The organism is Bradyrhizobium sp. 149 (genome assembly GCF_023073915.1).
Lineage (GTDB): Bacteria > Pseudomonadota > Alphaproteobacteria > Rhizobiales > Xanthobacteraceae > Bradyrhizobium.
The window spans coordinates 427,264-453,776 of the sequence record NZ_JADPKK010000020.1 but is presented as its reverse complement, the minus strand read 5'-3'; the positions used below and the strand labels follow the sequence as shown (position 1 = coordinate 453,776).

Genomic DNA, 26,513 nt, shown 5'->3' with positions numbered 1-26,513 from the left:
CGAGAACCGCAAGCGCGCGATGGCGCGCAAAGTCAGCCAGGCGCTCGGCGGCTCGCTGCGCGGCAAGACCGTCGCCGTGCTCGGCCTTACCTTCAAGCCCGACACCGACGACATGCGCGATGCGCCGTCGATCCCGCTGATCACCGGCCTGATCGACATGGGAGCGAAGGTGAAGGCCTTTGACCCCGTCGGCATGGAACAGGCCAAGGGCGAGCTGCCTGATATCACCTATTGCGAGGATGCCTATTCCTGCGCGGAAGGCGCCGATGCGATCGTCATCGTCACGGAATGGGTCCAGTTCCGCGCGCTCGATCTCGATCGGCTGAAGGTGACCATGGCGCAGCCCGTCATCGTCGACCTCCGCAACATCTACCGCCCCGAAGAGATGGCCGCGGCCGGCTTCGTCTATGAGAGCATCGGACGCCCGCCGGTGCAGAGCTGATAGTTGGATATCGTTGTCGGCCTAAACCGTCATGGCCGGGCTTGTCCCGGCCATCCACGTCTTGTTCACTGCCAGATGAAAGAACGTGGATGCCCGGGACTTTTGTGCGAAGACGCGCTTCGCGCTTTTGCCCGGGCATGACGCCCGGATAATTTCTTGCCCCGCAGCTTCGACACGCCCCTCCCGATCGATGCCGTGCTCGACGACCTCTCGCGCACGCTGGAGGCGCATAATGCCGCTGTGCTGGTCGCGGCGCCGGGCGCCGGCAAGACTACGCGCGTGCCGCTGGCGCTGCTCGATGCCCCCTGGGCGAAAGGCAAGAAGATCATCGTGCTGGAGCCGCGGCGCATCGCGGCGCGCGCCAGCGCCGACCGCATGGCTAAATCGCTTCGAGAGCGTGCCGGCGAGACCGTCGGCTATCGCGTCCGGTTCGGCTCGAAAATATCGCGCGCAACCCGCATCGAGGTGGTGACCGAAGGCATCTTCACCCGCCAGATCCTCGATGATCCCGAACTGTCGGGCATCGCCGCCGTCCTGTTCGACGAATTCCACGAGCGCTCGCTCGATGCCGATCTGGGCCTTGCGCTGGCGCGCGACGCGCAGCAGGGCCTGCGCGAGGATTTGCGCATCCTCGTGATGTCGGCAACGCTCGATGGCGCCCGCGTCGCAAAATTGCTCGGGGAAGCACCCGTGGTCGAAAGCGAGGGCCGCGCTTTTCCGGTCGAGACACGCTATCTCGGCCGCAAGGCGGACGCGCCGATCGAGCGGCAGATGGCGGATGCCATCGCTTCTGCTCTGCGCGCCGACAGCGGCTCGGTGCTGGCGTTCCTGCCGGGCGCCGCCGAAATCCGCCGCACCCAGAATTTCCTCGGCGAGCGCGTACAGGATGCCAGCATTGAAATCGTGCCGCTGTTCGGCGCGCTCGACGCCGCCGTGCAGGACCGTGCCATCTCGCCGCCACCCAAGGGCACGCGCAAGGTGGTGCTGGCGACCTCGATCGCGGAAACCTCGCTCACCATCGAGGGCGTCCGTATCGTGGTCGATTCCGGTCTTGCCCGGGTGCCGCGCTACGAGCCCGACATCGGCCTGACCCGGCTCGAGACCGTGCGCGTCTCGCGCGCGGCGGCGGACCAGCGCCGCGGTCGCGCCGGCCGCACCGAGCCCGGTGTCTGCTACCGGCTCTGGGACGAACCTCAGACAGCCTCGCTCGCGCCCTATGCCCAGCCCGAGATCCTCAGCGCCGATCTGTCCTCGCTGGTGCTCGATCTCGCGCAATGGGGTGTCGCCGATCCTGCCGCGCTGTCGTTTCTCGACCCGCCGCCGCAGCCGGCCTGGAAGGAAGCAAAAAGCCTGCTCTCCGAGCTCAATGCGCTCGATGGCGATGGCCGCATCACCGCGGAAGGCAAGAGCCTGCGTGCGCTGGCGCTGCCGCCGCGGCTCGCGCGCATGATCGTGGATTCGCATCGTGCCGGCGAGGGCGAAGCCGCCGCCGAGATCGCCGCCATCATCACCGAGCGCGGGCTCGGCGGCGACAGTGTCGATCTCGAGCACCGGCGCGATCAGTTCCGCCGCGACCGTTCTCCGCGTGCCGCAAGCGCGCGCGACCTCGCCCGGCGCTGGGCCTCGCAGGTGGCCGCGTCAGAGAAGGCGGCGAGCGGAGAAGGTGACCTCTCGACCGGCCTGATGCTCGCCTATGCCTTCCCGGATCGCGTCGCGCGCAACCGCGGCAATGGCAGCTTCGTGCTCGCCAACGGTCGTGGCGCCGCCGTCGATCAAACCTCCTCGCTCGCGCGCGCACCCTATATCGCCATTGGCGAGATGACGGGCACGGCGGCGAGTGGACGCATTCTGCTCGCAGCGCAAATCACGCAGGATGACATCGAGCAGCATTTCGCCGAGCACATCGAATCCGTCGACGACATCTCGTTCGATCGCGGCGCGATGGCGCTGCGGGCGCGTCGCAACCGCGTGCTGCACGCGATCACGCTCTCTGAGGCGACACTTGCCGTGTCGCCCTCGGAGGACACCGCGCGCATCTTCGCAGACGGGCTGATCGCAGCCGGCCTCGACCGGATGCCCTGGTCGAAGGCAGCAAGACAATGGCGCGATCGCGTGATGTTCTTGCGCAAGGCCGAGGGCGACAGCTGGCCCGATCTCTCCGACGACGGGTTGATCGCGCGGCGCAACGATTGGCTGGTGCCGGCGCTCTACGACAAGATCGCGCTGAAGGATATCTCCGCCGGCGATCTCTCCGACGCGTTGATGGCATTGTTGCCGTGGGAGATGCGTGCGCGGCTCGACCGCGAGGCGCCGACGCATTTCGAGGCCCCGACCGGCAGCGTGCTCGCGATCGACTATGAAGCCGAGCAGGGGCCGACAATCGCGGTGCGGCTCCAGGAATTGTTCGGCCTCAACACCCATCCGTCGATCGCCGCCGGCAAGGTGCCGCTGGTGCTGGAGCTGCTGTCCCCGGCGCAGCGCCCGGTGCAGGTGACGCGCGATCTCCCGGGTTTCTGGCGCGGCAGCTACAGTGCCGTGCGCTCCGATCTGCGCGGCCGCTACCCGCGCCATCCCTGGCCGGAAGATCCGGCGAATGCGCTGCCGACCCGGCGGGTCAAGCCGCGCGGGACGTGACGGTTACGAAGACGCATTAACCGCCCGCTCATCCTTTTCGTCAAAATAGCACCGCTCCGGCCGCCGCGTCGGTCGCGGACCGGCCTGCCGCGTGGTGAAATCGAGCTTTCCGGCTCGGAAGTGGTGTGATGCGTAACATAATGATCTTCGCCGCGATCATGATCGGCCTCGGCACCTTCATGGCCCAGATGGCGGACAGGATGAGCTCCGCCTCGGCAACGTCGGTGCCGCGTACGGTAGCAGTCGCGTCCACCGCGCCGGCCGGCGGCCGCAGCCTCAACATTCCCCGCGACGGCCGCGGCCACTTCCAGACCGAGGGCCGGATCGAAGGCCAGCGCATCGGCTTCATGGTCGACACCGGCGCCTCCGTGGTTGCGCTGAACGAGACCTCGGCCGCCCGCTTCGGCCTGCGTCCCTCGCGCAGCGACTACAACGCCACCGTTTCCACCGCCAACGGCACCATCAAGGCCGCGCGCACCCGCATCGCCATGCTCGATGTCGGCGGCCTCATCGTGCGCGACGTCGATGCCATGGTGCTGCCCGACGAGGCGCTGTCCGAGAACCTGCTCGGCCTCTCCTTCCTTTCCCGCCTCAAGCGCTTCGAATACGCCAACGGCCAGATGGTGCTGGAGCAGTAAGTTCGCGCCAATGGGTCAACAGGGCCTCCCGTCGGGGCGGGCCGGGTGCTATATTCTGCCCATGAACAGCCCCGACGCGATTGCCATCCTGCGACAGTCCGAGCCTGCGTTGCGCGAGCGGGGCGTTTTGCATGCCGCGTTGTTTGGCTCGGTGGCCCGTGGTGACAACCACTCTGGCAGCGATGTCGATATCATGGTTGAGATTGACCCGGACGCGGGGATCACCGTTTTCGGCTACGTCGAGCTCAAGGAATATATCGCCGCACTTTTTGACGAGCCCGTTGATATCGTCAATCGCGACAGCCTGAAGCCATATATCGCCCCCGCCGCCACAGCCCAAGCCATCTATGCCTTCTGATCGCACAGACGCGACGCTTCGGGATATCTTACATCACATTGATTTGGCTGTTGAGTTCGCCCAAGATTTGGACCGCGACGCCTTCACGGCAGATTTGAGATCGGTGTATGCGATCACTCGATGCTTGGAGATCATCTCGGAAGCGTCACGCCGCCTGCCGGAGGATTTGAAGGCAAGGCATCCTGCGATTGCATGGAAGCAGATGGCGGCGGCTGGCAATGTCTATCGCCACAACTATGAGGACGTTGCGGCTCACTTCGTGTGGGAGACCGTGCAAAGGGCCCTCCCACCTCTAAAAGCGGTCGTCCAAGACGAGATTGCGCGCTTGCAGGGTTAGCCGCTTTTGTCCGATTTCCCTGAGTTCTCACAAGAGAACATCCCCGTTACCAAACTGCCGCAATTATCAGCCATAAGCTGCCATTCCCGCCTTCCGCTGCGGCCCGGCATTCGCTAAGGCTGCATCAAATCCTGGCTCTTTCTCACGAGACCGTCGCAATGTTCCCCAAGCCGAAATCCGTGTTGCTGCCCAACACCTATGCCTTCGAATCCGAGCCGATGGTGAAGGCGACCGGCTTTCGCGAATACGACGCGCGCTGGCTGTTCCAAAAGGAAATCAACCTGATGGGAATCCAGGCGCTCGGCATGGGGCTGGGCGCGCTGATCGCGGAGCTCGGCGTCAAGCAGGAGATCGTCACCGGTCATGATTTCCGCGGCTATTCGGCCTCGATCAAATATGCGTTGATCTCCGGCCTGATGGCGGCAGGCTGCAAGGTGCACGACATCGGGCTGGCGGTGACGCCGATGGCCTATTTCGCGCAGTTCGACCTCGACGTGCCCAGCTGCGCCATGGTCACGGCCTCGCACAACGACAATGGCTGGACCGGTGTGAAGATGGGCGCCAACCGTCCGCTGACCTTCGGCCCCGACGAGATGACGCGGCTGAAGGAAATCGTGCTGGGCGCCGAGTTCAAGAACAGGGACGGTGGCTCCTATCAATTCCACGAGAATTATCCGGCGCGCTACATCGCCGATCTCACCAGCCGTCCGAAGCTTAAGCGCAAGCTCAAAGTCGTCGCCGCCTGCGGCAACGGCACCGCCGGCGCGTTCGCGCCGCAGGTGCTGGAGGCGATCGGATGCGAGGTGATCCCGCTCGACACCGAGCTCGACCACACCTTCCCGAAATACAATCCGAACCCCGAAGACATGGAGATGCTGCACGCGATCCGCGACGCGGTGCTGCAGCACAAGGCCGATGTGGGCCTCGGCTTCGACGGTGACGGCGATCGCTGCGGCGTCGTCGACAACACCGGCGAGGAGATCTTCGCCGACAAGGTCGGCGTGATGCTCGCGCGCGACATGTCGGCGATCCACAAGGACGCGCAGTTTATCGTCGACGTGAAGTCGACCGGCCTCTTCATCACCGACCCGGTGTTGCAGAAGCAGGGCGCCAAGACCACCTATTGGAAGACCGGCCATTCCTACATGAAGCGCCGCACCCACGAGACGGGCGCGCTCGCCGGCTTCGAGAAGTCGGGCCACTTCTTCTTCAACAAGCCCTATGGGCGCGGCTATGACGACGGCCTCGTCTCGGCGCTCGCGATCTGCGACATGCTCGACCGCGCGCCGGGCAAGTCGATGGCGGACTTGAAGAACGCGCTGCCGAAGACCTGGTCGTCGCCGACGATGTCGCCGCATTGCGCCGACGAGACCAAATACGGTGTCATCGACGCCGTGGTGAAGCATTTTGAAGGCCTGCACGCCAAGGGCGCCAAGATCGGCGGCCAGTCGATCCGCGATCTCGTCACCGTCAACGGCGTGCGCGTCACGGTCGAGGACGGCAGCTGGGGCCTGGTGCGCGCCTCCTCCAACAAGCCCGAGCTCGTGGTCGTGGTCGAGAGCCCGGTCTCCGAGCAGCGCATGCACGACATGTTCGAGATGGTGAACAGCGTGCTGCGCACGCATCCCGAAGTCGGCGAGTACAATCAGAAGATCTGACGTGTACTGGATCGCCCGGTCAAACCGGGCGATGACAGCTTCCGTGTGGTGAAATCTACGCCGCCACCACCGGGATCGGCAGCGCGGTGACCGACTTGATCTTCTCCATCGCGAAGCGCGAGGTGACGTTCTTCAGCGGCACGGCGCTGATCAGCTTCTTGTAGAACACGTCATAGGCCTGCATGTCCGCGACGACGACGCGCAGCATGTAGTCGACGTCGCCGGCCATGCGATAGAACTCCATCACCTCGGGCATGGCGCTGACGGCTTCGGCGAACTTCTTGAGCCAGGCGTCGGAATGGTCGGCGCTCTCGACCGACACGAACACGGAAATGCCGAGCCCGATCTTGTTCTGGTCGACCAGCGCCACCCGCTTGGTGATCACGCCGTCGGCCTCCAGGCGCTGGATACGCTTCCAGCAGGGGGTCGAGGACAGGCCGACGCGGTCGCCGATCTCGGCGACGGAGAGGGAGGCATCGTCCTGGAGCACCATCAGAATCTTGCGGTCGATGGCGTCGAGGCGGCGGCTGGTCTCGGGGAGTTGGACAGCGAGATCGGTCATTTGCAGAACTTTGTTCCATCTTAGGGGGCGATTTCCCTGATATATAGAAAATCTTTCTATAGCAAGTCTATAATCTCGGCATCCGCTCGAGCGCTGCCGCCTGCGACATCCGCAAAAACTCTTCGACTTCAATGCGTTGCGGAGAGGCCTGGCCGCCGCCGTGGCGGGTGCATTTCAGCGCCGCCGCGGCCGCGGCGAATTGCAGCGCCTCCCGCAGGCCGCTGCCTTCGGCAAGGCGAAGCGTGAAGGCGCCGTGGAAGACGTCGCCGGCGCCGAGTGTATCGACCGCCTGAACCGCGAACGCCGGGGTCTCTTCCAGCTCCCCCGCCTCGTTCAGCCAGATCGTGCCGCGTGGGCCCCGGGTGGCGGCGAGGAAGGCGGGCGTGAGCGCGGCCAAGCGCCTCAACGCCTTGCCGTCATCGGCGATGCCGGCCGTCTCCTGCACCTGTTCGCTGGCGAACAGCAGGTGCGAGGCGGCCGCGAGCAGGCTGTCCTGCAACGACATCGCGCGATCGACGCCGACGATGACGGCAAGGCCGCGCCGGCGCGCCTCGGTGCAGAGCGAGGTCGCGAACGCGGCGCAGCGGCTTTCGACGAGAACCGCCCGGCAATCGCCGAGCAGTGCGTCGGCGTCCGGCAGCTGCACGGTCGACAACGCGGGATCGCGATAGATGGTGAGCGTTCGTTCGCCCGAGGGCTCGATCATGATCGCCGAGACCGGCGTCGCGAGCCCCGGCATGCGCACGAGATGTGTGGTCTCGATGCCTTCAGCTTCCATTCGTTCGAGGATGAAGCCGCTCGACGTCTCGCTCGCGTCGCCCATGGGGCCCGCGAAGGAGACGCGGCCACCAAGCCGTGCGATGGCGATCGCGGCATTGAGCGCGTTGCCGCCGCAAATCTCCGCAAGATCAGTGGCATTCGCCTTGCTGCCGCGCGCGGGCACGGTCTCGACACGAAACGTCAGGTCGCGCACGGGAATGCCGATGCAGAGGATGCGCGGCGCGATCCCGGATGCAGCCATCGGCGGTCTCAGCTCTTGTCGTGCACCCAGCGGCCGAGCAAATGATGGGCGATGGCGAACGGGTGCGGACCGGCGAGCCCGTCGGGATGCGTCCGCGTCAGCATCAAGGCGGCCTCCTCGCGCGTGAACCAGCGCGCATCCTCCAGCTCGGAGTGATCGACGACGATGTCCTCGCTCACGGCCCGCGCGCTGCAGCCGATCATCAGCGACGACGGATAGGGCCAGGGCTGGGTCATGTAGTATTGCACGTCGGTGCAGCGGATCCCGGATTCTTCGAAGATCTCGCGGCGCACCGCGTCCTCGATGGTCTCGGCCGCCTCGACGAAGCCGGCGAGGCACGAATACATGCCGGGCGGAAACTGCTTCTGGCGGCCGAGCAGGCACTTGTCGCCGGCGGCGACGTGCATGATCACGACAGGGTCAGTGCGCGGGAAATGCTCGGCCTTGCAACTCGGGCACTCCCGCTTCCAGCCGCCTTCCTTCATCGCGGTTCGCGTGCCGCAATTGGCGCAATAGCCGTGGCGCTGATGCCAGCTCACCATCGACTTCGCCATCGCGATCGCCGACAGCTCGTCGGGGCGTACCGCGCCCTGCATCGCCATGCCGCGCAGCTCGCTGAGAGCGTAGTCGTCGCGCCCGATCAGCTTCTCGGACGCGGCCTGCGACAGGCCCATGCCGAACATCGCGGCGCCGTCGCGTAGACCCAGGAAGACCGTGCCGGGATTGGCGCCGCATTTCAGCGCCTCGTCGATCGACATCAGGGCGCGCACTTTTTCGCCCTCGCGCTTCACCAGCAGCGAATCGCGATAGACGACATAGGCGCGCGACGACGGCTTTTGCTCCATCGCGAACAGCTTTTCGTCGTCGCGGCGCAGATGCGCGGCGCGGTCGAGAATGTTGGTGACGAAGGCCGGTTGTCCCAGTGGAAACGAGTCGAATGCTGACATTTCTTGTTCTTTCAACCCAACCAGATCTTGCGGCGAAGCGCACTGATGAAAGTCTGCACCTCTGTGGCGTCGTGCGCCAAGGGCTGCATCACGCCCCAGACCGGCCGCGGCCAGGCGGCGTCACCGGTGCGGCGCGCGATGATGTGGACGTGAAGCTGCGGCACGAGGTTGCCGAGTGCTGCGATGTTGAGCTTGTCGCATCTGGTGATCTCCTTCAGCGCGCGCGAGACGCGGGAGATCTCCGTCATCAATTGCGCCTGCTGCACCTCGTCGAGATCGATGATCTCGACCGCGTCCGCGCGCCGCGGCACCAGCAGCAGCCAGGGATAATTGGCGTCCTTGATGACCAATACCTTGGACAGCGGCAAATCGCCGATGTCGATGGTGTCCTCTTTCAGACGGGAGTGCAGCGACCAGCCGGGTTCGGACATGAGTGTTTCCAGATTGCCCGGCGACCGGGCTCGTTTGGTCGGACCATACGATACGGAGTCCGCCAGGGGAAGGATCGGGCCTGCATACGCGATCGTCGCCCCGGGTCTACGCTTACGCTCGCCCGGTACGACAGCGAGGCTGGCGGCTAGGCCTCCGCCAGCACGCGCGCATTGGCGCGGACCGAGGCTTCGCTGACGCGGATCCCGAGTCCCGGGCCGTCGGGCACCACGACATGGCCGCCGCGGTTGGCGACTCGCTCTTCCAGCACGTCCTCGGTCAGCACATGATGCGGCATGTAGAACTCGCAGCCGAGCGAGATGCCGGGTGTTGCGGCGATCAGCTGCGTGCCGGCGGCAAGCCCGATACCGCCCTCCCACAGCGTGCCGCCATAGCCGGGCAGGCCGGCGATGTCGGCGATCGCCATGATCGCCTGCGCCTCGAACAGGCCGCCGGCCTTCATCAGCTTGATCGAGACAGCATCTGCCGCCTCGCGGCGCACCACCTCCATCATGTCGCGGCGGTCGAAGCAGCTTTCGTCGGCGAGCACGGGCGTTTCCAGCGCCGCGGTGAGCTGGGCCATGACGTCGAGATATTTGCGCGGCACCGGCTGCTCGATGAAGGTCGGCGCGAACTGCTCGACATCGCGCAGGATCCTGATGGCGCCGAAGGGCGCTAAGGCCTGGTTGTAATCGACGCGCAGATCGACCTTGTCGCCGAACTCGTTGCGGATCGCTTCGAGATGATCGAGGTCCTCGCGATGCGGCTTCACGCCGGTCTTGACCTTGTAGATGACGTTTCCGTCCGGAACCATCTTTCGCATGCGTTCGAGGTCGGCGGCGAAATCCGGATCGGCGATCGAGAACGACAGCGGGATCGTGTCGCGCACGCGGCCGCCGAGCAGGTCGGCGACCGAAAGTCCCGACGACTTGCCGACGATGTCCAGCAGCGCCATTTCGATGGCAACCTTGGCCTCGGCATGTCCGACCAGCGCGCGATCGAGCGCGGCCATCAGGGCGCGGATGCGACGCACCGGCTTGCCGAGCACGACCGGCCGCAAATAGATGTCGAGCGCGGAGAAGGCCGCTTCCGGCGTTCCCGTGAACACTTCCCACGGTGCCGCCTCGCCCCAGCCGATGACGCCGTCGCTCGATGTGAGCTCGAGCAGCACGCGCTTCACCGTGCCCTTGACGTTGCCAACGCCCTGGAGGCGCGCCATCTTGATCGGGCTCTCGATCAGGAACAGCCTGATGCGTTCGACGGTTGCTTCGCTCATGTCAGGCCTCCATTGACGTGCCAGACCTGGCCGGTGACGTAGGATGCTTTTGGTGACGCCAGGAAGGCGATGATCTCGGCCACCTCCTCCGGCCGCCCGCGGCGGCCCATCGGGATCAGCGCCTCGGTCGCGGCGATCTGCTCGGGTGAAAGCCGGCTTTCGCTGGGCTTGTCCTTGACGATGAGGCCCGGTGCGACTGCGTTGACGGTGATGCCGTCCCTGGCAAGCTCGACCGCGGTGAGGCGCACCAGCGCTTCCAGCGCGGCGCGGCTCGCGGCCGTCGCGGCGAAGGGCGCGAACTCGGGCCGGATCGCGTGCGCGACGAACGACGATACCGCCACGATCCGCGCATCGTGTCCTGCCCGCAACAGCGGGAGCGCGGCGTCCACCAACCGCGTGAACGCCAGCGCCGATTCGTCCATCGCCTGGCGGAACTGATCCGCCGGCGCGCCGATCGCGCTGCCGCGGCGGGCATGGCCGCCGACCAGGATCAATCCATCGAGCCGGCCAAAGGTGGCTTGGGCGGCGGCGATGGCGTGGGTGGCGGCTGTTTCTTCGGCGAGATCGCCGAGGCATTTTGCCACCACGGCGCCTGTCGCTTCGGCTTCCGCCGCGGTGGCGTCGAGGCCTTCAACGTTCGAGCGCGTGTGCAGCAGCAGCGCGGTGCCGGGCGCCGCGAGCAGTTTTGCAGTGGCGCGGCCGATACCGCTGGCGGCGCCGGTGACGAGGTAGACGCGATCGATATCAGGCATCACGGTGCTGCGTTGGCCGGCGGCAATGCGCCGGTGCGGTGGAAATGGCTGAGGAAGGCGCGCGTCGCCACTTCCTGCGGATTGTCGATCACCTGTCGGGCCGGGCCTTCCTCGACCACGACGCCGTCGCGCATGAAGATCAGGCGGTCGGCGACCTCGCGGGCAAAGGCGATCTCGTGGGTCACGATCACCATGGTCATGCCTTCGGACGCCAATTGCTGGATGACTGCGAGCACCTCGCCGACCAGCTCGGGATCGAGAGCGGAGGTGGCCTCGTCGAACAGCATCACGTCCGGCTCCATCGCGAGGGCGCGGGCGATCGCGACGCGCTGCTTCTGTCCGCCGGACAATGTCGCGGGATATTGGTCGGCCTTCTCTGCAAGGCCCACCTTTGCGAGTTGGGCCCGCGCCAGCTTCTCGGCGTCAGGCTTGGCCATGCGCCGCACCGTGACCGGCCCCTCCATCACGTTCTGGAGTGTCGTCATGTGCGGGAACAGATTGAAATGCTGAAACACCATGCCGGTGGAGGCGCGGAATCTTGCCAGCGTCGTCACATCGGGGAGCTTCGTACCCTCGCCGAACGAAAAGCGCGTGTCGCCGACGCGAACGCTGCCGCCATCAGGCGTCACCAGCAGATTGATGCAGCGGAGCAGCGTCGATTTGCCGGAGCCGGACGGTCCGATCAGCGCCACGACGCCGGCCTTGGCGACGTCGAGGCTGATGCTCTTCAAGACCTCGTTGCTGCCAAAGCTCTTGCGCAGGCCACGGATCTCGATTTTCGAGGTGTCGCTCATTCGCCGACCGCCAGTCGCTTCTCGCCGCGCCGGACCATGATGGTCAGGGGAATCAGGATCGCCGCATAGGCGACCGCGACGGCGGTGTAGGTCTCCAGCGGCCGATAGCTGTCATGAGCGGCGACCTGGCTCTGATAGACCAGATCAGGCACCGCCAGCACCGAGACCAGCGAGGTGTTCTTGAACTGGATGATCGACTGGTTCATCAGCGCCGGGATCATGCGCTTGATTGCCTGCGGCAGCACGATGCGGCGCATGCTCTGTCCCGGCGTCATGCCGAGCGCGGCGCCGGCTTCGGACTGGCCACGGTCGATCGAGATGATGCCGCCGCGGATGATCTCCGAATAGAACGAGCCGCCATAGAGTGACAGCGCCAGCGCCGAGGCCGTGATCGGCGTCATCTCGACACCGGCCAGGATCGGCAGCGCGTAATAGAACCAGATCAGCTGCACCAGAATCGGCGTGCAGCGGAACGCCTCGATGAAAGTGAGCGCGAGCAGGCGCACCGCTTTAAAACGCGACAGTGTGCCGAACGCGCCGAACAGGCCGAAGACGAGGCCGAGCACCACGATGACCACCGTGAAGCCGACGGTGACGCCGAGCCCGTTGAGAAAGAGCCAGCGATAGCTCCAGAGGATGCCGAAGTCCCACTGATACATGCGTGCTTTCTTGCTTCACCTCTCCCGCTTGCGGGAGAGGTCGCATCGCATCGAAGATGTGATGCGGGTGAGGGCTCTGTCCTCACGGGGGTTCTCGATTGTGGAGACACCCTCACCCCAACCCTCTCCCGCAGGCGGGAGAGGGAGCAGGGCGGAGCGTGCGGGCTGAACTCGACCCGAACTCATCACACCTACAGCGAAACGCCCGGCGGAATGTCCGCCTCGGTCACGCCCACCAGCTCCATGTTGGTGATGATCGCATTCCGGATGAAGCCGAGGCCCTTGTTGAAGTCGATCCAGGTGTTGACGTAATCGCGCCAGGTCTTGTCGCTCTCGCGGCGGAAGCCGGCGTTCGACGTGGTGGCGAAGATCGGCGTCGGCAGCACGAACTGGCCGAGCGAGGGATTCTTCTTCAGCACCGTCAGCGACAGCATGGTGATCAGGCACTGCGCGTCGACCCGGCCGGTCTGGAGCGCGGCGGTGGCGTCGTCGGCGGACTTCAGCCGCGAGATCTGCGCCTTCGGTGTCAGGCGGCTGACGACCTGGTCATGGGAGGAGCCCTGGTCGACCGCGAGCTTGACGTCGGGCGAGTTCAACTCCGCCCAGCTCTTCGGCTTGAAGTCCTTCTTGCAGAGAATGCCGAAGGCGTTGTTGAAGACCGGCACCGAGAAGTCGATCACCAGCGCGCGCTTCGGGGTCGGGTTGAGACCGAAGAATATGTCGATCTTGTTGGACTGCAGGTCGAGCACTGAATTGCCCCAAGTGGTCTCGGTGATCTCGAGCTCGGCCTCCATGTCCTCGGCGAGCGCCTTGGCGATGTCGACGTAAAAGCCCTTCCACTGGCCGGTCGAAAGATCCTTCATGTAATAGGGCGCGCCGCCGCCGACCGCGCCGATCCGCATCTTCTTGGTGCGGCGGATGCGGGCGAAGGTCGATTCGTTCGGATCGGCCGCCTGGGCAACGGCCGGGGACACCAGCGCGCCCGCGGTCACCGCGCCAATGGCGCCAAGTCCGACAATCGATGCAACATCACGACGTGTAACCATTGGGATCAATCGCTTTTCTGTTGGAAGGAGTTCCGGCAGCGTTCTTACCAAGGCCCTTTCGGCAGTGAAAGCACAGCCTATCGGCTGGGCAGACCGGCAATTGCCCGGATGCTGGGCAAGCCGGCGCCAAGCCCAGCCGTTCAAGCCGATCCGCGCTTGCTTTCCGGTCCTTTTGGCCCCAAATAGGGACCGGGAGATTGGCGGTGGACGAGCCACTCGCCAACCGGGTCAGGTCCGGAAGGAAGCAGCCCTAACGAGGTCCGGATCGGGTCGCTCGTCAGTCTCCTACCTGTTTTTCCGAGCGAATTGCGCCGGCGGCTCGAGCCGCCAGCGCGCTCCTTTCCGCAAAAGCCGGCCGAAAGACACTTCATTGCGGATCGACCGATGACCGACGCTGGCGCCCCTCCCAATCCTGACAGCGCCGGCCAGGCCAGCACGCCCTACCGGGTGCTGGCGCGGAAATACCGTCCCTCCAGTTTCGACGATCTGATCGGCCAGGAAGCCGTGGTCCGCACCGTCTCCAATGCGTTCGAGACCGGCCGCATTCCGCAGGCCTGGATTCTCACCGGCGTCCGCGGGGTCGGCAAGACTACCACCGCGCGCATCCTTGCCCGTGCGCTCAACTACGAGATGCCGGATGGCTCGGTGAAGGGCCCGACGGTCCAGATGCCGACGCTCGGCGTGCATTGCCAGGCGATCATGGAAAGCCGGCACATGGACGTGCTGGAGATGGACGCGGCCTCGCATACCGGCGTCGACGACGTCCGTCAGATCAATGACAGCGTCCGCTACGCGCCGGCCAGCGCCCGCTACAAGGTCTACATCATCGACGAAGTCCACATGCTGTCGACGGCGGCGTTCAACGCCTTCCTGAAGACGCTGGAGGAACCGCCGGAGCACGCCAAGTTCGTGTTCGCCACGACGGAGATTCGCAAGGTTCCTGTGACCGTGCTGTCGCGCTGCCAGCGTTTTGACTTGCGCCGCGTCGAAGCCGACGTGCTCATGAAGCATCTCGCCAACATCGCGGCCAAGGAAAACGTCGAGATCGAGCCTGAAGCGCTTGGCATCATCGCGCGCGCCGCCGAAGGTTCCGTGCGCGATTCGCTCTCGCTGCTCGATCAGGCGATCGCGCATGCGGCAGGCACCGTAAGGGCCGATGCCGTCAGGCAGATGCTGGGGCTCGCCGATCGCACCCGTGTCATCGATCTCTTTGATTCTCTGGCGCGCGGCGACATCGCGTCCGCGTTCAAGGAGTTCCGCGACCAGTATGACGTCGGCGCCGATCCCATCGTGGTGCTGTCGGATCTCGCCGAATTCGTCAATTTCGTCACCCGCGTGAAGATCGTGCCGGCGACCGCCGACAACGTCGCCTATGGCGAGACCGAGCGTGTGCGCGCGCGGGATTTCGCCTCGAAGATCTCGATGCGCGTGCTGTCGCGGATGTGGCAGATGCTGCTCAAGGGCATCACCGAGGTGCAGGCCGCGACGCGGCCCGCGGCAGCCGCCGAGATGGTGCTGGTGCGCATCGCCTATGTCGCCGACCTGCCGACGCCGGACGAAGCGATCAAGATGCTGGAGCAGAACGGCGGCGGTTCGCCGGTTGTGAGCGGTGGCAGTGCCGCGCGCAGCGCGCCGGCCGCGCCGGTGGCCTCCGCGGCGCCGGTTCGCATGCCGACATCGTCGCCGTCCTCCTTCGGGGGCGGTGGTGCCCGTCCGCAGATGGCAGCGCCCGCGACGGATTCGCAAGCTGCCGCGCCGGTGTTGCGCGTTACGAGCTTCACCCAGCTCGTCGCGCTTGCCGGGCAGAAGCGCGACCTCCTGACCAAGGGCGCGCTCGAAGGCGACATGCGCCTCGTCCGTTTCGAGGAGGGCCGGCTGGAAGTCGCGCTCGAGCCCAACGCCTCCAAGACCATGATTTCCGATCTCGCGCGAAAATTCGAGCTCTGGACCGGGCGCCGCTGGACCGTGATCGTCTCCAACGAGCAGGGCCAGCCGACGCTGCGCTCGGTGAACCAGGCGGCCAAGCAGGAACATGCGCGCACCGCCGAGGCCGATCCGCGCGTGCGGGAGGTGCTGTCGCGTTTTCCGGGTGCGAAGGTCGTCGAAGTCCGCAGGCTTGCCCCCGAGGCACCGGAAACCAATATCAATGCGGACTATGGCAGCGACGATCCGCCCGACGGTTCCGACGGCGACGATCTCTAGAGCATGATCCGGAAAAGCGTAAAGCGGTTTTCCGATGAGATCATGCTCAAAACAATAGGCGAAGGCGCGATGATGATGCATCGCGCCAATCAAGGACAGCACCGATGGTCGATATTTTCGGCATGATGAAACAGGCGCAGCAGCTGCAATCCAAGATGCAGGAGATGCAGGACCAGCTCGCCAACGTCGAGGTGGAGGGCATCTCCGGCGGCGGTCTTGTCGCCGTGCGCATGACCGCGAAGATGGACGTCAAGGGCGTCAAGGTCGATCCCTCGCTGATGAAGGCGGAAGAGCGCGAGGTGCTCGAGGATCTGCTCGTCACTGCGTTCGCTGATGCCCGCCGCAAGGCGGAGGCCGCCATGCAGGAGAAAATGCAGTCGCTCACCGGCGGGCTCGGCCTGCCGCCGGGGCTGGCGGGGATGTTCGGCCAATAGGATGGGCGCTGTTGCGGGTCCCGAAATCGAGCGGCTGGTCCAGCTTCTCGCGCGACTGCCGGGCCTCGGTCCGCGCTCAGCGCGGCGCGCTGCGCTGCATCTGATCAAGAAGCGCGAGGCGCTGATGATGCCGCTGTCCTCGGCGATGCAGGTCGCGCTCGAGAAGGTCCAGGTCTGCAAGACCTGCGGCAACATCGACACGCAAAGTCCCTGCACGGTCTGCATCGATCCGAGGCGCGATCCCTCGATCATCGTCGTCGTCGCCGACGTTGCCGATCTCTGGGCGCTGGAGCGGGCCAATGCGACCCAAGGGCGCTATCATGTGCTGGGCGCGACATTGTCGCCGCTCGACGGCGTCGGCCCGCAGGACCTCACCATCGAGGCGCTGGTGGCGCGCGCGCATGAGGCGCAGGTGCATGAAGTCATCCTGGCGCTGAATGCCACCGTCGATGGCCAGACCACGGCGCATTACATCACCGACCTGCTTCAGGACGCCAACGTAAAAGTAACCCGGCTCGCCCATGGTGTGCCGGTCGGCGGCGAGCTTGATTATCTCGATGAAGGTACGCTATCGGCCGCGATGCGGCAGCGCACCCTGTTCTAGCCATCCAGACTTACGGAACGGACGACATGACGAAACTTTTCGCCACACGATGGGCTTTGGTCGCGACGATGATGCTGCTGGCGACGCCGGCCATCTCCGCGCAGGACGACGGGGCTCCGCCGCCGTCGAAGCCCGGCAAGCCGATCAATGCCGGCGAGGTGCTCTCGGGCGAGTTGAACACGATGAAAGTGCGCGACGTCAAGAACGTCGGCAAGCGGGTTGCGATGTACCAGATCACCTCCGAGCCGCGCCGGCTGCCGCCGCCGAGCGGGCTGTGCAATCTCGAGACCGGGCCCGAAACCTTCCAGCTCGTTCCCAGCGGCGACGCGCAGGCCGCGCAGCTGAAGACGTTCGCCGGCAAGGAGATTTCGGTCAAGGTCGACGAAATCGCCTGCGCCAGCGATCCCGGCCAGATGAGCGAGGCCGTGATCACGAAGTGGAGCCTGATCAAGAAGCAGTAGGGGGAGGCGACGCGCTATCCTCTCCGTTCGTCATTGCGAGGAGCTCTTGCGACGAAGCAATCCAGACCGTGTCCACGGCGGCAGTCTGGATTGCTTCGCTTCGCTCGCAATGACGAACGTGAGAGCGTCGCTCTAAACCCTTACCGGCCCCAGCGTCTCGAAATGTCCGCGCTTCTGCAGCCAGGCCAGCAGCACCAGGCTCGGGATCGCCACCAGCATGCAGATCACGAAGAACAGCGGCCAGCCCGTCGTATCCGCCACGAAGCCGGCGCCTGACGAGAGATAGGTCCGCCCCACCGCGGCAAGCGCGGTGAGCAGCGCATATTGCGTCGCCGTGTGCAGCGGGTTCTGACAGAGCGCCGAAAGATAGGCGACGAAGATCACCGTGCCGATGGCGCTGGTGAAATTCTCAGCCGTGATGGCGAAGGCGAGCGCCCATTGGCTGGTGCCCACGAAGGCCAGCCAGGAGAAGGAGAGGTTCGCGAGCGCCTGCACCACGCCGCCGATCCAAAGGCTGGTCGCGAGCGAATAGCGCCGCGCGACGAAGCCACCGGCAAAGCCGCCGATCAGCGTCGCAGCAAGGCCCACGCCCTTCACGATCGCCGCATAGTCGTTGCGGGAGAAGCCAAGGTCGATCACGAACGGCGCGGTCATCGTGCCGGAGAAGGCGTCGGTGAACTTGAACAGCACGACGAAGGCGAGCGCGGCGAGCGCGTCTTTCCGCCTCAGGAATTCCGAGAAGGCGCCGATCGCCGCGTGCAGCACGCGCGCGAACGCGGTCTGCGCTTGCGTCGCAGCTTCCGCCCGCACCGACTGCTCGGGCTCGGTCGCGACCAGCGCCGTGATGGTCCCGATCAGCACCATCCCTGCCATCACCACATAGCCCCACATCCAGGCGGATGTGCGGGTGATGCCGGTGCTCTCGAAGCCGGAGACGATGAACAGCGCGCCGGCGGTCGAGACCAGCATGCCGATGCGATAGGCCGCGACATAGGACGCCATGCCGGCGGCCTGCTCGCTCTCCGGCAGGCTCTCGACGCGGAAGGCGTCGACCACGATGTCCTGCGTCGACGAGGTCGTCGCCACCAGCAATGCGCCGAGCGCGACGTAGAACGGCGAGCGCGCGGGATCGGTCAGCGCCAGCAGCAGGATCGCGACAATCAGCAGCGATTGCGAGAACAGCAGCCAGCCGCGTCGCCGCCCGAACGCGCGCGTGAACAGCGGCACATGCATCGCATCCACCAGCGGCGCCCACAGGAATTTCAGCGTGTAGGGCGTGCCGACCAGCGCAAACAGCCCGATGGTCTTGAGATCGACGCCGGATTCCCGCATCCACACCAGCAGCGTCGAGCCCGACAGGGCCAGCGGCAGCCCGGACGAGAAGCCGAGGAACAGCACGATCAGCACCCGCGGTTGCAGGTAAACGGCAAGGCTGTCACGCCAGGAAGTGGGGGCCGTGTCGGGACTGGCGGAGGAGGTCACGTCGGGTGCGGTCATGGGGTGGTGTTAGCAGATTCTGGTGGCGATGCCTCTGCTCCAGAACTCGTCATGCCCGGGCTTGTCCCGGGCATCCACGTTCTTGGTGCGGCTGAAAGACCGTGGATGGCCGGGACAAGCCCGGCCATGACTGAAAATTACTCCCCAGCCTGGAGTTTCCGCGGGAACAGCTCGGCAGCGCCGGTCGCCACGAGATGCGGGGCTTCGGGGGCATCGCTCTTGCTGAAATCGAGCTCTTCGATGCGCCCGGCGCGCTTTTCGATCTTGTCGGCGGAGATCAGCACCTGGCGGACGTCTTCGTTGGCGTCGGCAAAATGCTTCTGCAGCTTCAGCACGCGGTCGCGCAGGCGTCCGAGGTCGTCGCCGAGCTTGATCACCTCGGTGCGGATCTGGTCGGCGGCATCGCGCATGCGCGCGTCCTTCATGATCTGCTGCATCACCTGGATCGCCAGCATCAGCAGCGACGGCGACACCAGCACGACACGGGCGCGATAGGCCTTCTGGATCACGTCGTCGAATCCGTCATGGATCTCGGCGTAGACCGATTCCGACGGCACGAACATCAACGCCATGTCCTGGGTCTCGCCGGCGACGAGATACTTTTCGGCGATGTCGCTGACATGCTTCATCACGTCGCCGCGCAGCCGCTGCGTGGCGAATTTGCGCTCCTCGTCGGTGCGGGCGTCGTGCAGGGCGGTCATCGCTTCCAGCGGAAACTTCGCGTCGATGCAGAGCGGCCGTTGGTCGGGCAGGAACACGACACAGTCCGGACGCTTTCCGGTCGAGAGCGTGAACTGGAACTCGTAGGCGCCCTTCGGCAGACCGTCCTGGACGATCGCCTCCATCCGCGCCTGACCGAAGGCGCCGCGCGACTGCTTGTTGGCGAGCACGTCGCGCAGGGTCGTTACCTGCGTGGTGAGATCGGTGAGGTTCTTGTGCGCGCTGTCGATGATGCCGAGCCGCTCGTGCAGGACGCGCAGGCTATCCATGGTGTTGCGCGTGGTGTTTTCCATCGATTGGCCGACGCGGTGGGTCACCGAATCCAGCCGCTCGTTGACCGCGCGCGCCATGTCGGCCTGGCGCCCGGCGAGTGTCTGGGTCATGGCGTCGACCCGGCCCGAAGCCTCGCTCTGGGCGTGCAGCACCTGGCTCAGGCGCTCCTCGAGCTCGTCGGCGCGGATGGCATTGGCCATCGCGAGTTCCGCGCCGCGCCGGGAGGACCGCGCGATCACCATCGCAATGACCACCATGAGGATGAGGAACAGCGCGCCGAAGCCGATCAGCGCGTCCACGCTGCGCACCGGCCAGTCGCCGAGCATAAAAATGATCTCGTTCATGCCTCTGCTTCTAGCCGATTCGCTCGGCGGCACGAACGAATAGCGAACATTTATGGTAAATGCTCCCTTAATTTTTATGGTTAACGAAACCTGAAATTTTATGGTTAGCGGGGGGTTAACGGGGTTCCCGGCCGCATTGACCGCATCGAACGCGCGGCTTAAATCGCGGCCATGGCCCTCAGAGAAATCATCATCCTGCCCGACAAGCAGTTGCGTCTGGTCTCCAAGCCGATCGAGAAGGTCACGCCGGAGATCCGCAAGCTTGCCGACGACATGTTCGAGACCATGTACGACGCACCCGGCATCGGGCTCGCGGCGATCCAGGTCGCGCAGCCGCTCCGGCTGATCACCATGGATCTCGCCAAGCCCGACCCGGACGGCGAGACCAAGCCCGAGCCGCGCGTCTTCATCAACCCGGAAATCATCGCTTCCTCCGAGGACGTGTCGGTCTACGAGGAAGGCTGCCTGTCGATCCCCGAATATTACGGGGAGGTCGAGCGTCCCGCGAAGGTGCGGGTGCGCTACACTGATCTCGACGGCAAGGTGCACGAGGAGGACGCCGAAGGCCTCTACGCCACCTGCATCCAGCACGAGATCGATCATCTCAACGGCGTGCTGTTCGTCGACTATTTGTCAAAGCTCAAGCGCGACCGCGTGCTGAAGAAGTTCGAGAAAGCCGCCAAGCGCGCGGAGTGAGTCACACTCGGTCGTCATGGCCGGGCTTGACCCGGCCATCCACGCCTTGCTTTCCTTTCGGCCAAGAACGTGGATGCCCGGGACAAGCCCGGGCATGACGGAGAACAAAACTCTTACCGAGTGCTTGTCATGCCCCTCCGCCTGATCTTCATGGGCACGCCCGATTTCTCCGTGCCGACGCTGCTCGAGCTCGTCGCGCATGGCCACGAGATCGCGGCCGTGTATACCCGCGCGCCGAAGCCCGGCGGCCGGCGCGGGCTGCAATTGCAGCCCACCCCGGTGGAAGAGGCCGCGCGAAAACTCGGTGTTCCCGTGCTGACGCCGAAGACGTTGAGGACGCCGGAGGCGCTGGAAGAATTCCGCGCCTTCGATGCCGATGCCGCCGTCGTCGTCGCCTATGGCATGATCCTGCCGCAGGCGATCCTCGATGCGCCAAAGCTCGGCTGCTACAATCTCCACGCCTCGCTGCTGCCGCGCTGGCGGGGTGCTGCTCCCATCCACCGCGCGATCATGGCGGGTGACGCCGAGAGCGGCGTGATGGTGATGAAGATGGATGTCGGCCTCGACACCGGCGACGTCGCCATGGCGGAACGGCTCGCGATCACGGACACCATGACCGCCGCGGATCTGCATGATCGTCTGTCGCGGCTCGGTGCCGATCTGATGGTGCGCGCCATGGCCGCACTCGCCCGCGGCGGGCTCCAGCTCAAGAAGCAATCTGAGGACGGCGTCACCTATGCCGCCAAGATCGACAAGGCCGAGGCGCGGATCGACTGGACGAGGCCCGCGCGCGAGGTGCTGCGTCATATCCACGGCCTGTCGCCATTCCCCGGCGCCTGGGCGGAACTCGCAGGCCTCGAGGAAAATGCGCGCATCAAAATCCTGCGCTGCGAGCTGGCGAAGGGGGCCGGCAGCCCTGGCGCAGTGCTCGACGATCACCTCACCATAGCCTGCGGCGAGGGCGCGATTCGCATTCTCGAGCTCCAGCGCGAAGGCAAGGCGCGCATGCAGGCCGCGGACTTCCTGCGCGGCGTGCCGCTCACGCCGCCGATGCGGCTGGCCTGATGCCACGCTACAAGCTCATCATCGAATATGACGGCGCGCCGTTCTTCGGCTGGCAGGTGCAGGAGACGCTGCCATCAGTGCAGGGCGCATTGGAGGCTGCCGTCAAGGCGATGACCGGCGCGGATACGCGTGTGCACGGCGCCGGGCGCACCGACGCCGGCGTGCATGCACGTGGCCAGGTCGCGCATGTCGATATCGACAAGCAGTTTCCGCAGGGCCGTTTTCGCGACGGCTTGAATGCGCATCTGCGCCCGCATCCGGTCGCGGTGCTCGAGGCCGAGATCGTGCCTGAAACCTTCGAGGCGCGCTTCTCGGCCGTCAAGCGCCATTACCGCTACCGCATCGTCAACACCCGCGCCAATCTCGCGCTCGATGCCGGCCACGCCTGGCGCGTGCCGCGCCGGCTCGATGCCGAAGCGATGCATGCGGCGGCACAGCGCCTGCTCGGCAAGCACGACTTCACGACGTTTCGCGACACCGAGTGCCAGGCCAAGTCGCCGGAGAAGACGCTCGACCAGCTCGACGTGCTGCGCGACGGGCGCGAGATCACGATTCTCACGTCGGCGCGCTCGTTCCTGCACAGCCAGGTGCGCTCGATGGTGGGGTCGTTGATGTGGGTCGGCGAGGGCCGCTGGACCGCCGACGATCTCTCCGCAGCGCTCGCCGCGCGCAACCGCGCCGCCTGCGGCATCGTCGCCCCGCCAGACGGGCTGTATCTGATGAAGGTGGATTATTAGGGCTTGATGCCGCCACAAGCGTCATGGCCGGGCTTGTCCCGGCCATCCACGACCTTTCTTTTAAACGGCGGTAAAGAACGTGGATGCCCGGGACAAGCCCGGGCATGACGGCGAGTGAGTGGTGACGACAGGAAAGATAGCGGCAGTCGCGCCCTACCCAAAATACCTTGCCAGAATTCCGCGATACACCTTCGTCAGCTGCTCCAGGTCCCTGACCGGCACGCGCTCGTCGACCTGGTGCATGGTCTGGCCGACCAGGCCGAACTCGATCACCGGGCAATAGCTCGAGATGAAGCGTGCATCCGAGGTGCCGCCTGACGTCGACAGCTCCGGCTTGCGGCCCGTGACGTCCTCGATCGCGGACACAGCGAGTTCGGTGAACGGGCCGGGCTTGGTCACGAACACATTCGAATTCGAGGGCTCCCAGACGATGTGGGCGCGGATACGGTTGCCGCAGGCTTTTGTCAGCCGCGTCTCGACCAGCTCGCGCAGGCTCGCCTGGGTGTGGTTGTCGTTGTAGCGGATGTTGAACTTTGCCCGGGCGTGTCCTGGGATGACGTTGCTGGCGGTGTTGCCGACGTCGACCGAGGTGAATTCAAGATTGGAGGCCTGGAATTGCGCGCTGCCTTGGTCGAGCGGCTCGTCGGAGATCGCCACGATCAGCCGTGAGATATCAGGCACCGGATTGGCGGCGCGGTGCGGATAGGCGACGTGCCCCTGCACGCCGTCGACATACAGCGTGCCGGATTGCGAGCCGCGGCGGCCGACCTTGATGGTGTCGCCGAGCGTCTCGACATTGGAGGGCTCACCGAGCACGCAATGGTCGAACTTTTCGCCGCGCTCGGCGGCCCATTTCAGCAGCTTGATGGTGCCGTTGATGGAGACGTCTTCCTCGTCGCCGGTGATCAGGAACGAGATCGAACCCTTGCCATCGGCGCGCGGCTTGCCGTCGTTCGCGGCGAGATGCTCCAGCACCGCGGCGACCGAGCAGGCGATGCCGCCCTTCATGTCGACCGCGCCGCGGCCATGCAGAAAGCCGTCCTTCACCTCGCCGGAGAACGCGCCGACGCTCCAGGCGCTCTCGTCGCCAGGCGGCACCACGTCGGTATGGCCGGCAAAGGTGATGTGCGGCCCGTCGGTGCCGATCCGCGCATAGAGATTGTCGACGTCGGCGGTGCCGGGCTCACTGAAGGTGACGCGGTGGCATGCGAAGCCGGCTGCGGTGAGGGCTTTTTCGAGCACGCCCAGCGCACCGGCATCGGCCGGAGTTACCGAGGGGCAGCGGATGAGATCGCGGGCAATCGAGAGAGCATCGGTCATGCGCCCCGCTTAACATGCATGCCGCCGGGTGGGCTAGCGCTGGGCGGGACAATTTCAATCTCGTCGTTTTGGTCCCAGCCTTTCGTCAGCGAGGCGAGTGCCGCGGTTTCCTCGGTTTCGGCCAGCGGATCGGGACCGAACCGGTTGCTGCCCGAAGTACCCCGCAGGAAGAACAATTCGACGAGGCCCCACAGCCACAGGGTGGAAGCGGTCAGGCTGAACGGAAGCATCCAGTTGGAGTCAGGCAGCAAGTCGGAGAACTGGCTGAACAGGCCGGGCAAGACGAAGAACGGAATGATCCACCAGCCGCTCCGGTCGCGATCGTGCAGCCGCTTGATCGCGGTCGCGAGGTATATCCAGGAGAACAGCGACATGCCGAACCCCTTGAGGATCAGGGTCGCGCGGTCGGCGGATGCCGGCGAGCGATAGGCGCGGGGATCGAACAGCTTGAAGAGGTCGTCGAGCCCGAAGTCGAAATCGAGTTTCAAGGAGAAGGTCAACGATCCCTTGGCATTGAGGAGGTGGATCACATGACCGATCACTCCGAGCAGGGCCGCCAGCAACATGACGATCAGCAGCGCCTGCCACAGCAGTGCGCGGTTGATGCGACCCTCGAAGCGGAAGAGGTACCAGGTCCAGTCCATGCCAAAGATTCCAGGCGGGAGAGGCCGCCCGGATCTTTGTCGTGATGGAAGGTGGGTGGGTTCGATTACTCCTCGGTGTCGTCCCGGCGAAGGCCGGGACCCATACCGCGGAATCCATCAGTTGTGGATGGTCGGCATACCCAATTGCAAGTCTTCGCCAAACCACGGCCTGTGGTTATGGGTCCCGGCCTTCGCCGGGACGACGATTGACAGGCAGTCGGTGGCGGATCAGTCCCGCAGCAGTTCGTTGATGCTGGTCTTGGAGCGCGTGCGCTCGTCGACGCGCTTGACGATGACGGCGCAGGCGGTGCTCGGGCCGATCTGGCCGTTCTTCATGGGCTTGCCGGGCAGCGCGCCGGGAACGACGACCGAATATTCCGGCACCTCGCCAATGAAAATCTCGCCGGTCTCGCGGTCGACGATCTTGGTCGAGGCGCCCAAAAACACTCCCATCGACAGCACCGCGCCCTTGCGCACGATCACGCCTTCGGCAACCTCGGAGCGGGCGCCGATGAAGCAATCGTCCTCGATGATCACAGGCTCGGCCTGCAGCGGCTCGAGCACGCCGCCGATGCCGACACCGCCGGAGATGTGCACGCGCTTGCCGATCTGCGCGCAGGAGCCGACGGTCGACCATGTGTCGATCATGGTCGACTCATCGACATAGGCGCCGAGATTGACGAAGGACGGCATCAGCACGACGTTGCGGGCGATGAAGGCCGAGCGGCGCACGATGGAGCCGGGGACGGCGCGGAAACCGGCGTCGCGAAAGCGGTTCTCGCCCCAGCCGTCGAACTTCGAGGGCACCTTGTCCCACCAGGTCGCCTTGCCGGGGCCGCCGGGAATGGCGCCCATGTCGTTGAGGCGGAACGAGAGCAGCACCGCCTTCTTCAGCCATTGATTGACCTTCCACTTGCCGTCGGTGCCGCGCTCGGCAACGCGGGCCTCACCCTTGTCCAGAATCTCCAGCGCCTGATCCACGGCCTCGCGCACCTCGCCCTTGGTCGAGGTCGAGACGCCGTCGCGCGCGTCGAAGGCGCCGTTGATGGTGGATTCGAGGGCGGACAGGGACATTTGGATTTCCTCTTTGGAGCGAGCACCTTGATGGATTGGGGCGCTTTTTCGGGATTTGGCGGGACGGAGTCAAGCTTGCTTCGCTGTCATCACCCGCGAGGACCCGTAGCCCGGAAGGAGCGAAGCGCATTCCGGGGCAGTCTCGCCGCAACAATGGCCCCGGATTTCGCTCGCGCTCCACCCGGGCTACCGTTCAATGCGACAGCCTGCCCAAAAACCCCGCCAGATCATCCGTGACATGGTCGACATGGGCGGCGTCCCGGCCCTCCAGCTCCCAGTCTTCGCGCACCACCTCTTTCGTCCCATCCGGTATCACCAGCACGGTCGTCATGCCGAGCTCGTGCGGGACGGTGAGGTTGCGCGCGAGGTCCTCGAACATCGCGGCGCGGGTCGGATCGACGGCGTGGTCGGCGAGAAACTTCCGGTAGGTCTGCGGCGCCGGCTTCGGCTCGAATTCCGCGGCGATGATGTCGAACACGCCGTTGAAATGCGAAGCAAAGCCGAGCCGCGCCAGCACCGCGTCGACGTGATCGACCGAGCCGTTGGTCAGGATCAGCTTTCGTCCCGGCAGTTTTGCGATGGCCTCGCCCAGCACCGGGTTCGGCTCCAGCGGGGAGTGGTCGATCTTGTGGACGTAGGCGAGATAGTCGTCGGCGCGTACGCCATGCAGGGTCATCATGCCGCGCATCGTGGTGCCGAAGCGCTGGTAATAATCCTTCTGGATCTTGCGCGCTTCCGCCGGTGTCAGGTTCAGCCAGTTGCAAACGAACTCGGTGATCCGCGCATCGACCTGCTGCCACAGATTGACGTGGTGCGGATAAAGCGTGTTGTCGAGGTCGAACACCCAGGTGTCGATATGGGCGAAGGCGCGGGATGGGGTCATCAAAAC

Annotated in this window: 28 protein-coding genes and 1 other RNA gene; 14 read left to right on the top strand and 15 right to left on the bottom strand. The window is 65.2% G+C overall.

What is annotated here, in order from left to right:
- The 6 genes from IVA88_RS17290 to IVA88_RS17265 all read left to right on the top strand — a co-directional run.
- On the top strand, nt 1-442 hold a 442-nt coding region (locus IVA88_RS17290), incomplete at its 5' end, for a UDP binding domain-containing protein (protein WP_276577897.1).
- Nucleotides 443-598: 156 nt separating this feature from the next.
- Nucleotides 599-3,076: an ATP-dependent helicase HrpB gene (hrpB, locus tag IVA88_RS17285; protein ID WP_247498421.1), complete on the top strand. Its 2,478-nt coding sequence runs from the start codon at nt 599-601 to the stop codon at nt 3,074-3,076.
- A gap of 128 nt (nt 3,077-3,204) precedes the next feature.
- The gene (locus tag IVA88_RS17280; RefSeq protein WP_247498420.1) at nt 3,205-3,714 is read left to right on the top strand and encodes a TIGR02281 family clan AA aspartic protease; all 510 of its coding nucleotides are present in this window, start codon (nt 3,205-3,207) and stop codon (nt 3,712-3,714) included.
- Nucleotides 3,715-3,775: 61 nt separating this feature from the next.
- Nucleotides 3,776-4,072 (top strand): nucleotidyltransferase domain-containing protein, encoded by a 297-nt coding sequence (locus tag IVA88_RS17275; protein WP_247498419.1) that lies wholly within the window; start codon nt 3,776-3,778, stop codon nt 4,070-4,072.
- Entirely contained in the window at nt 4,062-4,409 is a 348-nt protein-coding gene (locus tag IVA88_RS17270; protein ID WP_247498418.1) for a HepT-like ribonuclease domain-containing protein, read from the top strand. Before IVA88_RS17275 ends, IVA88_RS17270 begins: the two co-directional genes overlap by 11 nt.
- Before the next feature lie 158 nt (nt 4,410-4,567).
- On the top strand, nt 4,568-6,067 hold the full coding sequence (locus IVA88_RS17265) for a phosphomannomutase/phosphoglucomutase (protein ID WP_247498417.1): 1,500 nt from the start codon (nt 4,568-4,570) through the stop codon (nt 6,065-6,067).
- Between the two features lie 55 nt (nt 6,068-6,122).
- Here IVA88_RS17265 and IVA88_RS17260 read toward each other — a convergent pair whose 3' ends face one another.
- The 9 genes from IVA88_RS17260 to IVA88_RS17220 all read right to left on the bottom strand — a co-directional run bounded on the left by IVA88_RS17260 (nt 6,123) and on the right by IVA88_RS17220 (nt 13,553).
- On the bottom strand, nt 6,123-6,629 hold the full coding sequence (locus IVA88_RS17260; RefSeq protein WP_247498416.1) for an Lrp/AsnC family transcriptional regulator: 507 nt from the start codon (nt 6,627-6,629) through the stop codon (nt 6,123-6,125).
- A 67-nt stretch (nt 6,630-6,696) separates the two neighbouring features.
- The gene (locus tag IVA88_RS17255; protein WP_247498415.1) at nt 6,697-7,650 is read right to left on the bottom strand and encodes a sugar kinase; all 954 of its coding nucleotides are present in this window, start codon (nt 7,648-7,650) and stop codon (nt 6,697-6,699) included.
- A gap of 8 nt (nt 7,651-7,658) precedes the next feature.
- Entirely contained in the window at nt 7,659-8,597 is a 939-nt protein-coding gene (gene nudC / locus IVA88_RS17250) for an NAD(+) diphosphatase (protein WP_247498414.1), read from the bottom strand.
- A gap of 11 nt (nt 8,598-8,608) precedes the next feature.
- Nucleotides 8,609-9,028: an HIT family protein gene (locus tag IVA88_RS17245; RefSeq protein ID WP_247498413.1), complete on the bottom strand. Its 420-nt coding sequence runs from the start codon at nt 9,026-9,028 to the stop codon at nt 8,609-8,611.
- Between the two features lie 146 nt (nt 9,029-9,174).
- Nucleotides 9,175-10,302: a muconate cycloisomerase family protein gene (locus IVA88_RS17240; RefSeq protein ID WP_247498412.1), complete on the bottom strand. Its 1,128-nt coding sequence runs from the start codon at nt 10,300-10,302 to the stop codon at nt 9,175-9,177.
- Nucleotides 10,299-11,054, bottom strand: coding sequence for an SDR family oxidoreductase (locus tag IVA88_RS17235; protein ID WP_247498411.1), 756 nt, complete (start codon nt 11,052-11,054; stop codon nt 10,299-10,301). The genes IVA88_RS17240 and IVA88_RS17235 overlap by 4 nt, the downstream gene beginning before the upstream one ends.
- Complete coding sequence (locus tag IVA88_RS17230; protein WP_247498410.1) at nt 11,054-11,848, bottom strand: amino acid ABC transporter ATP-binding protein; 795 nt, start codon at nt 11,846-11,848, stop codon at nt 11,054-11,056. Before IVA88_RS17230 ends, IVA88_RS17235 begins: the two co-directional genes overlap by 1 nt.
- Nucleotides 11,845-12,507 (bottom strand): amino acid ABC transporter permease, encoded by a 663-nt coding sequence (locus tag IVA88_RS17225; protein ID WP_247498409.1) that lies wholly within the window; start codon nt 12,505-12,507, stop codon nt 11,845-11,847. Before IVA88_RS17225 ends, IVA88_RS17230 begins: the two co-directional genes overlap by 4 nt.
- Nucleotides 12,508-12,698: 191 nt before the next feature.
- Complete coding sequence (locus IVA88_RS17220) at nt 12,699-13,553, bottom strand: transporter substrate-binding domain-containing protein (RefSeq protein WP_247498408.1); 855 nt, start codon at nt 13,551-13,553, stop codon at nt 12,699-12,701.
- Nucleotides 13,554-13,745: 192 nt separating this feature from the next.
- Here IVA88_RS17220 and ffs point away from each other — a divergent pair.
- The 5 genes from ffs to IVA88_RS17195 all read left to right on the top strand — a co-directional run bounded on the left by ffs (nt 13,746) and on the right by IVA88_RS17195 (nt 17,254).
- Nucleotides 13,746-13,842: signal recognition particle sRNA small type (ffs, locus tag IVA88_RS17215), an RNA gene on the top strand.
- A 95-nt stretch (nt 13,843-13,937) separates the two neighbouring features.
- Nucleotides 13,938-15,755: a DNA polymerase III subunit gamma/tau gene (locus IVA88_RS17210; RefSeq protein WP_247498407.1), complete on the top strand. Its 1,818-nt coding sequence runs from the start codon at nt 13,938-13,940 to the stop codon at nt 15,753-15,755.
- 104 nt (nt 15,756-15,859) lie between these two features.
- On the top strand, nt 15,860-16,189 hold the full coding sequence (locus IVA88_RS17205; protein ID WP_247498406.1) for a YbaB/EbfC family nucleoid-associated protein: 330 nt from the start codon (nt 15,860-15,862) through the stop codon (nt 16,187-16,189).
- Nucleotide 16,190: 1 nt separating this feature from the next.
- Nucleotides 16,191-16,793 (top strand): recombination mediator RecR, encoded by a 603-nt coding sequence (gene recR, locus IVA88_RS17200; protein WP_247498405.1) that lies wholly within the window; start codon nt 16,191-16,193, stop codon nt 16,791-16,793.
- A 26-nt stretch (nt 16,794-16,819) separates the two neighbouring features.
- Entirely contained in the window at nt 16,820-17,254 is a 435-nt protein-coding gene (locus IVA88_RS17195) for a hypothetical protein (protein ID WP_247498404.1), read from the top strand.
- Nucleotides 17,255-17,386: 132 nt separating this feature from the next.
- On the opposite strand, the gene IVA88_RS17190 is transcribed toward IVA88_RS17195, so the two are convergent.
- Nucleotides 17,387-18,751 (bottom strand): MFS transporter, encoded by a 1,365-nt coding sequence (locus IVA88_RS17190; protein WP_247498403.1) that lies wholly within the window; start codon nt 18,749-18,751, stop codon nt 17,387-17,389.
- 137 nt (nt 18,752-18,888) lie between these two features.
- Nucleotides 18,889-20,088, bottom strand: coding sequence for a DNA recombination protein RmuC (rmuC, locus tag IVA88_RS17185; protein ID WP_247498402.1), 1,200 nt, complete (start codon nt 20,086-20,088; stop codon nt 18,889-18,891).
- A 171-nt stretch (nt 20,089-20,259) separates the two neighbouring features.
- Between rmuC and def the strand changes: the two genes are divergently transcribed.
- The 3 genes from def to truA all read left to right on the top strand — a co-directional run bounded on the left by def (nt 20,260) and on the right by truA (nt 22,586).
- A complete protein-coding gene (gene def / locus IVA88_RS17180) occupies nt 20,260-20,784 on the top strand; it encodes a peptide deformylase (RefSeq protein WP_247498401.1) in 525 nt (174 codons plus the stop codon).
- Nucleotides 20,785-20,913: 129 nt separating this feature from the next.
- Nucleotides 20,914-21,849, top strand: coding sequence for a methionyl-tRNA formyltransferase (gene fmt, locus IVA88_RS17175; protein WP_247498400.1), 936 nt, complete (start codon nt 20,914-20,916; stop codon nt 21,847-21,849).
- Nucleotides 21,849-22,586: a tRNA pseudouridine(38-40) synthase TruA gene (truA, locus tag IVA88_RS17170; protein WP_247498399.1), complete on the top strand. Its 738-nt coding sequence runs from the start codon at nt 21,849-21,851 to the stop codon at nt 22,584-22,586. The genes fmt and truA overlap by 1 nt, the downstream gene beginning before the upstream one ends.
- Nucleotides 22,587-22,739: 153 nt before the next feature.
- Here the strand turns inward: truA and dapE are convergent, their stop codons facing one another.
- The 4 genes from dapE to IVA88_RS17150 all read right to left on the bottom strand — a co-directional run bounded on the left by dapE (nt 22,740) and on the right by IVA88_RS17150 (nt 26,507).
- Nucleotides 22,740-23,906 carry a succinyl-diaminopimelate desuccinylase gene (gene dapE / locus IVA88_RS17165; RefSeq protein WP_247498398.1) on the bottom strand — a complete coding sequence of 389 codons (1,167 nt, stop codon included), beginning with the start codon at nt 23,904-23,906 and terminating at the stop codon, nt 22,740-22,742.
- A complete protein-coding gene (locus IVA88_RS17160; protein ID WP_247498397.1) occupies nt 23,903-24,550 on the bottom strand; it encodes a DUF805 domain-containing protein in 648 nt (215 codons plus the stop codon). The genes dapE and IVA88_RS17160 overlap by 4 nt, the downstream gene beginning before the upstream one ends.
- Nucleotides 24,551-24,778: 228 nt before the next feature.
- On the bottom strand, nt 24,779-25,624 hold the full coding sequence (gene dapD, locus IVA88_RS17155) for a 2,3,4,5-tetrahydropyridine-2,6-dicarboxylate N-succinyltransferase (protein WP_247498396.1): 846 nt from the start codon (nt 25,622-25,624) through the stop codon (nt 24,779-24,781).
- A 193-nt stretch (nt 25,625-25,817) separates the two neighbouring features.
- Nucleotides 25,818-26,507, bottom strand: a complete 690-nt coding sequence (locus IVA88_RS17150) for a pyrimidine 5'-nucleotidase (RefSeq protein WP_247498395.1) — start codon at nt 26,505-26,507, stop codon at nt 25,818-25,820.
- Between the last annotated feature and the right edge of the window lie 6 nt (nt 26,508-26,513).